9 protein-coding genes are annotated in these 11293 nt (G+C 51.8%); 3 read left to right on the top strand and 6 right to left on the bottom strand.

Features of this window, described 5'->3' with window-relative positions; translation table 11 throughout:
• Positions 1–200 precede the first annotated feature (200 nt).
• The 6 genes from hupB to bolA form a co-directional block, all read right to left on the bottom strand.
• Positions 201–473 (bottom strand): nucleoid-associated protein HU-beta, encoded by a 273-nt coding sequence (gene hupB / locus BFV64_RS04965; protein ID WP_002444653.1) that lies wholly within the window; start codon positions 471–473, stop codon positions 201–203.
• A 210-nt stretch (positions 474–683) separates the two neighbouring features.
• Positions 684–3038 (bottom strand): endopeptidase La, encoded by a 2355-nt coding sequence (gene lon / locus BFV64_RS04960; protein WP_014882775.1) that lies wholly within the window; start codon positions 3036–3038, stop codon positions 684–686.
• Positions 3039–3221: 183 nt separating this feature from the next.
• Positions 3222–4496: an ATP-dependent protease ATP-binding subunit ClpX gene (gene clpX / locus BFV64_RS04955; RefSeq protein ID WP_014882774.1), complete on the bottom strand. Its 1275-nt coding sequence runs from the start codon at positions 4494–4496 to the stop codon at positions 3222–3224.
• Positions 4497–4622: 126 nt separating this feature from the next.
• Positions 4623–5246, bottom strand: coding sequence for an ATP-dependent Clp endopeptidase proteolytic subunit ClpP (gene clpP / locus BFV64_RS04950; protein ID WP_014069126.1), 624 nt, complete (start codon positions 5244–5246; stop codon positions 4623–4625).
• A gap of 260 nt (positions 5247–5506) precedes the next feature.
• A complete protein-coding gene (gene tig / locus BFV64_RS04945) occupies positions 5507–6805 on the bottom strand; it encodes a trigger factor (protein WP_069601780.1) in 1299 nt (432 codons plus the stop codon).
• Positions 6806–7135: 330 nt separating this feature from the next.
• Positions 7136–7453 carry a transcriptional regulator BolA gene (gene bolA / locus BFV64_RS04940; RefSeq protein ID WP_013095855.1) on the bottom strand — a complete coding sequence of 106 codons (318 nt, stop codon included), beginning with the start codon at positions 7451–7453 and terminating at the stop codon, positions 7136–7138.
• A gap of 305 nt (positions 7454–7758) precedes the next feature.
• Here bolA and BFV64_RS04935 point away from each other — a divergent pair, with 305 nt between their 5' ends.
• The 3 genes from BFV64_RS04935 to cyoA all read left to right on the top strand — a co-directional run bounded on the left by BFV64_RS04935 (position 7759) and on the right by cyoA (position 11284).
• Positions 7759–8337: a lipoprotein gene (locus BFV64_RS04935; RefSeq protein WP_014882772.1), complete on the top strand. Its 579-nt coding sequence runs from the start codon at positions 7759–7761 to the stop codon at positions 8335–8337.
• A gap of 45 nt (positions 8338–8382) precedes the next feature.
• Positions 8383–9858 (top strand): muropeptide MFS transporter AmpG, encoded by a 1476-nt coding sequence (ampG, locus tag BFV64_RS04930; RefSeq protein WP_069601779.1) that lies wholly within the window; start codon positions 8383–8385, stop codon positions 9856–9858.
• A gap of 478 nt (positions 9859–10336) precedes the next feature.
• Positions 10337–11284 (top strand): cytochrome o ubiquinol oxidase subunit II, encoded by a 948-nt coding sequence (gene cyoA, locus BFV64_RS04920; protein ID WP_014882770.1) that lies wholly within the window; start codon positions 10337–10339, stop codon positions 11282–11284.
• The last annotated feature ends 9 nt before the right edge of the window (positions 11285–11293 follow it).

Genomic DNA, 11293 nt, shown 5'->3' with positions numbered 1-11293 from the left:
CTCCGCTGTAGGTGACTGGTTACCTGACGCTGACGGAAAATCCTGCCCGTCGCGCGTAAAGGCGTATTGTGACAAGAAAACGGGGCGATTGTCAGCCCACAACTCGCATAAACTCGCACAAATCAGGTCTGGACAAACAAAAAAGGCACATCAAATGATGCGCCCTTGTACTTTCCGGCTTCCCTGAAACGGGAAAGCAATCAATTTACTGCGTCTTTCAGCGCTTTACCTGCACGGAAACCCGGCACTTTAGCAGCAGCAATGGTGATCTCTTTACCGGTCTGAGGGTTGCGGCCAGTACGGGCAGCACGCTCTTTAACAGCAAAAGTACCGAAGCCTACCAGTGCAACGTCGTCTCCAGCCTGCAGAGATTCAGTAACAGAAGCAATTAATGCATCTAACGCACGTCCAGCTGCAGCTTTAGAAATATCAGCACCAGCAGCAATTTTGTCAATCAGTTGAGATTTATTCACTGTTCTCTTCCTCTCTTTATAATTTATATCGCGCCTGAGTCCTTCACAACGCGACCGCGCAGCAGTTATATCAGGCCTGCCATGACCTTACAACACCCGTTGTTGATGGCTGACCTAATCAGCAATCTAAATTAGCTATACAAAAAAAGGCTGGCAAGTGCGAAATGCCTTACCAGCCTTGTTTTTATTGACGCTCTTTGCGCGAGGTCACTATTTTGCGGTTACAACCTGCATTCCGGACGGCTCATTCTGCAATGCGAGAGTAAGAACTTCCTCAATTCGCTTAACAGGATGAATCTGCAGATCGGCAATTACGTTGTCCGGAATCTCTTCCAGATCGCGTTTATTCTCGTAAGGAATCAATACGGTTTTGATCCCACCACGGTGTGCCGCCAGCAGTTTTTCTTTTAACCCGCCGATAGGCAGAACCTGACCACGCAGGGTGATTTCACCGGTCATTGCCACATCAGCGCGTACCGGGTTGCCTGTCAGACAGGAGACCAGCGCCGTACACATGGCAATACCCGCGCTTGGACCATCTTTCGGCGTCGCCCCTTCCGGGACGTGAACGTGGATGTCGCGTTTTTCGTAGAAATCCGGGTTAATACCCAGTTTTTCCGCGCGCGCGCGCACCACGGTCAGCGCCGCCTGAATGGACTCCTGCATCACTTCACCCAGCGAGCCGGTGTAGGTCAGCTTGCCTTTACCCGGTACACAGGCGGTTTCGATGGTCAGCAGATCGCCGCCCACTTCCGTCCATGCCAGACCGGTCACCTGGCCTACGCGGTTTTCATTATCCGCACGACCGTAGTCGAAGCGCTGAACGCCCAGGTAGGCATGCAGATTGTCGCCGTTGATCACAATGTGTTTCAGGCTCTTATCCAGCAGCAGCTGTTTCACCGCCTTGCGGCACAGTTTAGAGATTTCACGCTCAAGGCTACGCACGCCCGCTTCACGGGTGTAATAGCGAATGATGCCGATAATCGCGCTGTCCTCGACGGTCAGCTCGTTGGCTTTCAGTGCGTTACGCTCAATCTGTTTCGGCAGCAGGTGCTGTTTCGCGATATTCAGCTTCTCATCTTCGGTGTAACCGGAGAGGCGGATCACTTCCATACGGTCCAGCAGCGGGGCCGGTATGTTCATGGAGTTGGAGGTTGCCACGAACATCACATCGCTCAGGTCGTAGTCCACTTCCAGGTAGTGATCGCTGAACGCCACGTTCTGTTCTGGATCAAGCACTTCCAGCAGTGCAGAGGCCGGATCGCCACGCATGTCCGAAGACATTTTGTCGATCTCATCAAGCAGGAACAGCGGGTTTTTAACGCCCACTTTCGCCATCTTCTGGATCAGTTTACCCGGCATAGAACCGATGTAGGTACGACGGTGACCGCGGATTTCCGCTTCATCGCGTACGCCACCCAGCGCCATACGGATATACTTACGTCCGGTCGCTTTGGCGATGGACTGTCCCAGAGAGGTTTTACCCACCCCCGGCGGTCCTACCAGACACAGAATTGGGCCTTTGATTTTGTTTACACGGCTTTGTACCGCGAGGTACTCAAGAATGCGGTCTTTCACGCGTTCCAGGCCGTAGTGGTCGGTATCCAGGATCTCCTGCGCCTGACGCAGGTCTTTTTTGACCTTGCTGCGGGCGTTCCAAGGAACCTGCACCATCCACTCAATGTAGCCGCGTACGACGGTTGCTTCAGCCGACATTGGAGACATCATTTTCAGCTTCTGCAATTCTGCTTCGGCTTTCTCTTTCGCCTCTTTCGGCATCTTCGCCGCGTCGATTTTACGCTTCAGCGCTTCGTTTTCGTCCGGCGCGTCGTCCATCTCGCCGAGCTCTTTCTGAATCGCTTTCATTTGCTCATTCAGATAGTACTCACGCTGAGATTTCTCCATCTGCTTTTTGACGCGGTTGCGAATACGTTTCTCAACCTGCAGCAGATCGATTTCAGACTCCATCATCGCCATCAGGTATTCCAGACGTTCGTTAACGTCGGACATTTCCAGCACGGACTGTTTGTCAGCCAGCTTCAGCGGCATGTGTGCTGCGATGGTGTCCGCCAGACGCGCAGGATCGTCGATGCTGTTCAGCGACGTCAGCACTTCTGGTGGGATTTTTTTATTCAGCTTGATATAGCCTTCAAACTGGCTAATTGCGGTGCGCACCAGCACTTCCTGCTCGCGCTCATCAAGCTCAGGCGAATCAAGGTACTCTGCCTTGGCAGAGAAGTGTTCGCCGTCATCTGACAGAGTGGTAATACGCGCACGCTGCAGCCCTTCGACCAGCACCTTCACGGTGCCGTCAGGCAGCTTCAGCATCTGCAAAATAGAGGCCACGGTCCCGACGGTGAAAAGATCGTTTACACCCGGCTCATCCGTCGATGCTTCTTTCTGTGCCACCAGCATGATTTTTTTATCATGATCCATGGCGGCTTCGAGGCAACGGATAGATTTTTCCCGCCCTACAAACAAGGGTATGACCATGTGCGGATAAACCACCACATCGCGCAACGGCAATACGGGGATTTCAATGCGTTCAGAACGCTCAGGATTCATAGAGCTCTCTCTTAGTTTAGTGTCCGCCAGGTAAGCTGGTCATGTCACTGTACTTCACATAACCATTAACATGTATCCAGTATATGGGGATGTTTCCCACACATTCAACGCTATGAATACGGAAAAAGTAAAGGGGAGATAAAATCCCCCCTTTTTAATTAACTGCTTGTATGATTTGGTGAATTATTCGCCAGATGCCTGCTGGGCTTCCGGTTTACCGTAAATCAGCAGCGGCTTGGTTTGGCCGCTGATTACGGACTCGTCGATAACCACTTTCTCAACATCTTCCATCGACGGCAGATCGTACATGGTATCGAGCAGCGCCGCTTCAACGATTGAACGCAGACCACGCGCACCGGTTTTACGGATCATCGCTTTCTTAGCAATCGCATCAAGCGCTTCGTCACGGAATTCAAGGTCAACCCCTTCCAGATTGAACAGCGCCTGGTACTGCTTGGTCAGCGCATTTTTCGGCTCTTTCAGGATCTGAATCAGCGCCTCTTCACTCAGCTCATTCAGCGTTGCCACAACGGGCAGACGGCCAATGAACTCAGGAATCAGACCGAATTTGATCAGATCTTCAGGTTCAACCTGCGAAAGCAGTTCGCCTTCGTTCGGTTTTTCGGACGAGGCTTTTACCGTTGCGCCAAAACCAATGCCGGAGCCGGTTTCAACACGGTGGGAAATGACTTTATCCAGACCGGCAAACGCACCGCCACAGATGAACAGGATCTTGGAGGTATCAACCTGCAGGAACTCCTGCTGAGGATGCTTACGCCCCCCCTGCGGTGGAACGGCGGCAACCGTACCTTCGATCAGCTTCAGCAGCGCCTGCTGCACGCCTTCACCCGACACGTCGCGGGTGATGGACGGGTTGTCTGATTTACGGGAGATCTTATCGATCTCATCAATATAAACAATGCCGCGCTGTGCTTTCTGTACGTCGTAATCGCACTTCTGCAGCAGTTTCTGAATGATGTTCTCAACGTCTTCACCCACATAACCGGCTTCGGTCAGGGTGGTGGCATCGGCCATGGTAAACGGAACATCCAGCAGGCGCGCCAGGGTTTCCGCCAGCAACGTTTTACCGGAACCCGTCGGTCCGATCAGCAGGATGTTACTTTTACCCAGTTCTACGCCATTACTGGTGTCGCCGTTACGCAGACGTTTGTAGTGGTTATATACCGCTACCGCCAGCACTTTCTTCGCCTGCTCTTGTCCGATGACATAGTCGTCAAGGTGATGACGAATTTCATGCGGCGTTGGCAATGCGCTACGCTCACGGTGCGGCGCAACTTCTTTAATCTCTTCGCGAATGATGTCGTTACATAAATCAACACATTCGTCGCAGATATACACGGACGGCCCGGCAATCAGTTTACGCACTTCATGCTGGCTTTTGCCGCAAAAAGAGCAGTACAGCAGTTTGCCCGAACCATCTTTGCGTTTATCTGTCATGAGTCCAAACCTCTTTTTAAGTTCTTTGTGCCGCACATGACGACGCAAATGCCATTCTAAGACGCGTACTGCTTAAAGCAGCGTGCCGCCCTACCTTAGTATAGCGGCACACTCGCGTCGCGGGCATCAATTACGATGGGTCAATACGGAGTCGACTAAGCCGTACTCAACTGCCTCTGGAGCAGAGAGGAAGCGATCGCGCTCGGTATCGCGCTCGATCTGCTCGAGAGATTGACCTGTATGCTGCGCCATAAGTTCATTCATGCGCGCTTTTACTTTCAGAATTTCGCGGGCGTGGATTTCGATATCCGTCGCCTGCCCCTGGTAACCACCCAGCGGCTGGTGAATCATCACACGGGAGTTAGGCAGGCAGAAACGCTTACCTTTCGCCCCTGCGGTTAACAGGAAGGCACCCATGGATGCAGCCTGACCCATACAGATCGTGCTGACATCTGGCTTGATGAATTGCATGGTGTCATAAATGGACATACCCGCCGTAATCACACCGCCTGGCGAGTTGATGTACAGGTAAATGTCTTTTTCCGGGTTTTCCGCTTCCAGGAACAGCATCTGCGCTACGATCAGGTTAGCCATATGGTCTTCTACCTGGCCGGTCAGAAAGATAACGCGTTCCTTGAGCAGACGGGAATAGATATCGAAAGAACGCTCACCACGTGAGGTCTGTTCAATAACCATTGGCACCAGCGCCATATGGGGTGCAAAGTTATCTCGTTCGCCACTGTATGACATTTCCGTCTCCTGGTTCAAAATTGAAAACACCTGCTGTACTGATTGTAACCTTATGGACGGATTATCAGCCAGTCTCAATCATCGTGATTACATACTTATGGGGTTCGCCACGCCCTATTTCAAGCATAACAACCTTTTGTTGTAACGCTAACACTGAAAGGGCGTTTTAGCACCCTTCCAGGACTAAAGCTGCGATAAAAAAAACCCGTCGCCGGAGGGCAACGGGTTTTTTGGTCAAACTTTAAACCGTTAGGGCGTTATTACGCCTGCTGGTTCATCAGTTCGTTGAAAGAGGTCGCTTTTTCGGTCAATTTCGCTTTCGCCAGAACCGCTTCAACAGCCTGCTCTTCCAGTGCGACGTTGCGCATGTTGTCCATCAGCTCTTTGTTCTTACCGTAGAACTCGATCACTTCTGATGGATCTTCGTATGCGGAAGCCATCTCTTCGATCAGGCCTTTCACGCGCTCTTCGTCAGCTTTCAGCTCGTGGGTACGAATCACTTCGCCCAGCAGCAGGCCAACAACAACGCGACGTTTCGCTTGCTCTTCAAACAGCTCGCGTGGCAGTTCCATCGCTTGCTGCTGGTTGCCACCGAAACGCTGTGCAGCCTGACGGCGCAGCACATCGATTTCGCTGTCGATCAGGGCTGCAGGAACGTCGATGTCGTTCGCTTTCACCAGACCTTCAATCGCCTGAGATTTCACACGGTTACGCACAGCACCGTTCAGCTCGCGCTCCATGTTTTTACGCACTTCGGTACGCAGGCCAGCAACTGAACCATCTTCCACGCCGAAACGCTTGATGAATTCTTCAGTCAGTTCTGGCAGTTCGCGCTCTTCCACTTTCTTCAGGTTGATCACGAACTTCGCTGCTTTACCTTTCAGGTTTTCAGCGTGGTATTCTTCAGGGAAGGTCACGTCGATAGTGAACTCTTCGCCAGCCTTGTGGCCTTTGATACCGTCTTCGAAGCCTGGGATCATACGACCCTGACCCATTGCCAGTACGAAGTCAGACGCTTTGCCGCCTTCGAACTCTTCGCCGTCTACAGAACCGGTGAAGTCGATGGTCACACGGTCTTCCGCGTCAACAGCGCCTTCTTTCTCTTTCCAGTTCGCCTGCTGCTTGCGCAGGGTGTCCAGCATGCCGTCAACATCTTCGTCAGTCACGGAGACAATCGGTTTTTCAACTTCGATAGATTCCAGACCTTTCAGCTCAACTTCCGGGTACACTTCGAACTCGACGGAGTAAGTGAAGTCTTCGCCCAGTTTGTATTCGCCTGGAACGTAGTTTGGCGCGCCGGCCGGATTGATTTTTTCTTTGATGATCGCATCAATAAAGTTGCGGCTCATCAGTTCACCCAGCACATCCTGACGCACAGAGGCGCCATAACGCTGAGCAACAACATTCATTGGAACTTTGCCCTTACGGAAGCCGTCAATACGTACTTTTTTTGCTACGTTGACCAGCTCGCTTTTCACAGCAGTTTCGATGCTGTCAGCAGCGATAGTAATCGTTACACGGCGGCCAAGGCCTTGAGTGGTTTCAACTGAAACTTGCATCTTGTTACCTCAAAAAAATCACAGTGCTCGGTCAACTCTGAATCTGTCTGTTATACCGGGATGCTCTCTTAGTGCAGATTCACATTCCCTGTCGCCAGAATCATCCCGAAGACATTCAATAAGACGCGGCATTATAGCGGCATCACTTAGGTGAGTCGAGAACGGTTGGGGCATGTTGCTGCGGCTTTTTTCACACTTTAAGGCTATTTTTAGCCTTAAAATCGCTCCATCCGCTCAAAACTCAGACAAAACAAAACGGCCCGGAGGCCGTTTTGAGGAAATCTGTAAGCAACATACTGGAAAAGCTCCAGCCGTTGCAAATCCGATTTATCAGGCGATGGTGCCTGCACCGCGACACGGCGGTGATGCGAAAACCGTATCCTGCAAGCCTTCCCATTCCTTAATGGTGTAGGTATGCAGTGCCAGCGCATGCACGGTGGTGGAGAGTTCTTCCGTCAAGGTGCTGTAGATCAAGCGGTGTCGGTTCAGGAAACGTTCTCCCGTGAAGCGATCGCTAACCAGAACCACTTTAAAGTGGCTTTCAGAACCTGCCGGCACGTTATGACGATAGCTCTCGTCGACGACTTCGAGGAACACAGGGTTGAACGCTGCCCTTAATTTATCTTCTATCTGCTCACGTATCATCATGAAATTACTCCTCCGACAACGCCAGGATGTCACCCATCCCTTTAAATGTTAGCCGCTTTTACCGTTTCCATTACACCTTGACAACAAATATTTAGCTTTCGTCTGATTTTCTCATTCAAACGAATGAAGTTCACTGCGAGACTCATACCTTTCATCATTCGCGAGAGGGGAAATTGGGTAAGCTGGTCAGTTTTCGGACAAGGCGATGAATTTACATGCGTTGACCACTTCCCCTCGCCGTTGGCGATGTTATGATGACGGCAATTTTTCTCTTTATATGCTTACGATTCGTTGAGAACCCGAAAATGTTAAAAAAACTCTTCTTTCCGTTGGTAGCCCTTTTTATGCTGGCAGGCTGTGCAACCCCGCCTACCACCATTGATGTCTCACCCAAAATTACGCTGCCTCAACAGGATCCAAGCCTGATGGGCGTCACCGTGAGCATTAACGGTGCCGATCAGCGTCAGGACCAGGCTCTGGCAAAAGTGACCCGCGATAACCAGCAGGTGACTCTGACCGCGTCCCGCGACCTGCGCTTCCTGCTGCAGGAAGTGCTTGAGAAGCAAATGACCGCTCGCGGCTATATGATTGGCCCAAGCGGTGCGGTTGATCTGCAGATCATCGTTAACAACCTGTACGCAGACGTGTCTCAGGGCAACGTGCGTTACAACATCGCGACCAAAGCGGATATCGCCATCATTGCTACCGCGAAAAACGGTAATAAGATGACCAAAAACTACCGTGCGAGCTACTCTGTCGAAGGCGCGTTCCAGGCATCGAATAAAAATATTGCTGATGCGGTTAACAGCGTGCTGACGGATACCATTTCCGACATGGCGCAGGACACCAGCATCCACGACTTCATCAAGCAGAACGCACGTTAATCCTGCCGACTGACCCGGTGCTTCACCGGGTCAGTTCATAAGAACATGTCCAGCCATTACTTACGCATTTTCCAGCAACCGAAATCAGCGATTCTGCTGATCCTCGGCTTTGCCTCGGGTTTACCTCTCGCGCTCACCTCCGGCACGCTTCAGGCGTGGATGACGGTCGAAAATATCGATCTCAAAACCATCGGTTTCTTCTCGCTTGTCGGTCAGGCCTATGTCTTTAAGTTCCTGTGGTCTCCGGTCATGGATCGCTACACGCCACCTTTCCTGGGACGTCGTCGCGGCTGGTTAGTGATGACGCAAGTCTTGCTGCTGCTGGCCATTGCGGCGATGGGTTTTCTTGAGCCGACCACACAGCTTCGCTGGATGGCCGCACTTGCGGTCGTGATTGCCTTCTGTTCCGCCTCCCAGGATATTGTCTTTGACGCCTGGAAGACGGACGTTTTGCCTGCGGAAGAGCGCGGCGCCGGTGCCGCGATCAGCGTGCTGGGCTATCGCCTCGGGATGCTGGTCTCCGGGGGACTGGCACTGTGGCTGGCTGACCGTTACCTCGGCTGGCAGGGTATGTACTGGCTGATGGCCGCCCTGCTTATCCCGTGCATTATCGCGACGATCTTTGCTCCCGAACCGAGCGATGTCATTCCGGTCCCCCGCTCGCTGGAGCAGGCCGTGGCCGAACCGCTGCGCGACTTTTTTGGTCGCAACAATGCCTGGCTGATCCTGCTGCTCATCGTCCTTTATAAGCTGGGGGATGCGTTCGCCATGAGCCTGACCACCACCTTCCTGATACGCGGTGTCGGTTTTGATGCCGGTGAAGTGGGTGTGGTAAACAAAACGCTGGGACTGTTTGCGACGATTGTGGGCGCGCTGTATGGCGGCGTGCTGATGCAGCGCCTGACCCTGTTTCGCGCACTGCTGATTTTCGGCATCCTTCAGGGAGCCTCTAACGCGGGCTACTGGCTGCTGTCGATTACCGATAAACATATGATCAGCATGGCCGCGGCGGTATTCTTCGAGAACCTCTGCGGCGGCATGGGCACCGCGGCATTTGTTGCCCTGTTGATGACGCTTTGCAATAAATCATTTTCCGCTACGCAGTTTGCGTTGCTCTCGGCGCTCTCTGCCGTGGGTCGCGTGTACGTTGGACCGATTGCGGGCTGGTTCGTGGAAGCCCACGGCTGGCCAACGTTTTATCTCTTCTCTGTCGTGGCTGCCGTGCCGGGAATTTTATTGCTGCTGGTCTGCCGTCAGCCGCTGGAATATACGCAGCGGACCGAACACTTTATGCCGCGCACCGAATATCATACCGCCTACCGTTTTGCGTTACGTCTGTTAATGGTGGGCTGCGTTGCTCTGGCACTCTGGCTTGTGGTGCTGATTATTAACGCCAGCACGTCACTGGCACTCCCGTTCGAAGCGCTTCTTCTGGACGCGGGCGCCCTGCTGGCTATTGCCGGGATCCTGACCGGGGGTCTGCTCGATTTCATGGCGTTGCGTAAAACGCAGATGACCTGAAGAAAAATGCGAAAGGTTATTTCCCGTTGTAATCACTAACCGAAATTATAACGGCGAAATAGCCAGCGCCCCCCCAAAAAAATATTTGTTGTTTTGTGCGGGATAGGATTTGGAAATTATTGGCTCCAGTTCCAAAACGCTATTTTTCATTAAACGATTCAGCATCCGATAGTTTGATTTTTCGTTTTTTAGATGTCTTTTTATTGATAATTAATTGTTAATTTTTTGTTTATTTTTAACAATGGTTATACCAATTGTCCCTTTTAGGGTATGCTTGGGGGTCCTTTCGTTATAAAGCCCACGCCATGCGGCTTCTGTCATAAAAACCGACATAATTTGCAACACTTGTGACACGTGCGGCAGAACCCGGTAACACCTTCCTGACACAGGCCTAATGATGTTTACAGTAATGTAACCTTCCCGTAAAATGCCCCCACACTTTAAACGCCACCAGACTCCGTGGAATTGAGGTCGTTAAATGAGACTCGGGAAATACAATAAAAGTTTGGGATGGTTGTCATTATTCGCGGGCACTGTATTACTCAGTGGCTGCGATTCTGCACTACTAGACCCCAAAGGACAGATTGGACTGGAACAACGTTCACTGATACTGACGGCTTTTGGCCTGATGTTGATTGTGGTTATTCCTGCCATTTTGATGGCTGTTGGTTTCGCCTGGAAGTATCGTGCGAGCAATAAAGATGCGAAGTATAGCCCTAACTGGTCACACTCCAATAAAGTGGAAGCTGTGGTCTGGACGGTACCTATTCTGATCATCCTGTTCCTTGCCGTACTGACCTGGAAAACCACTCACGCACTTGAGCCAAGCAAACCACTGGTTCACGATGAGAAACCTATTACCATTGAAGTGGTCTCCATGGACTGGAAATGGTTCTTCATCTATCCAGAGCAGGGTATTGCTACCGTGAATGAAATCGCCTTCCCGGCGAACACTCCGGTTCAGTTCAAAGTGACCTCCAACTCCGTAATGAACTCCTTCTTCATCCCACGTCTGGGTAGCCAGATCTACGCGATGGCCGGTATGCAGACTAACCTGCATCTGATCGCGAATGAAGCAGGCACCTATGATGGTATCTCCGCCAGCTATAGCGGCCCGGGCTTCTCAGGTATGAAGTTCAAAGCTATTGCAACGCCAGACCGTGCCGCTTTCGACCAGTGGGTTGAAAAAGCGAAGCAGTCTCCAAACACCATGTCTGACATGGCGGCGTTCGAAAAAGTGGCTGCACCTAGCGAATACAACAAGGTGGAGTACTTCTCTAATGTGAAACCTGATTTGTTCAAAGATGTCATTGGCAAATTTATGGATCACGGCAAGAGCATGGACATGACCCAGCCTGAAGGCGAGCACAGCGCGCATGAAGGTATGGAAGGCATGGACATGAGCCACGCGGAAACCGCTCACTAAGGGGCCGAG

The sequence above is a fragment of the Enterobacter kobei genome (assembly GCF_001729765.1).
GTDB classification, from domain to species: Bacteria; Pseudomonadota; Gammaproteobacteria; order Enterobacterales; family Enterobacteriaceae; genus Enterobacter; species Enterobacter kobei.
The sequence above is the reverse complement of the archived record's forward strand: the minus strand, read 5'-3'. Positions and strand labels throughout refer to the sequence as shown.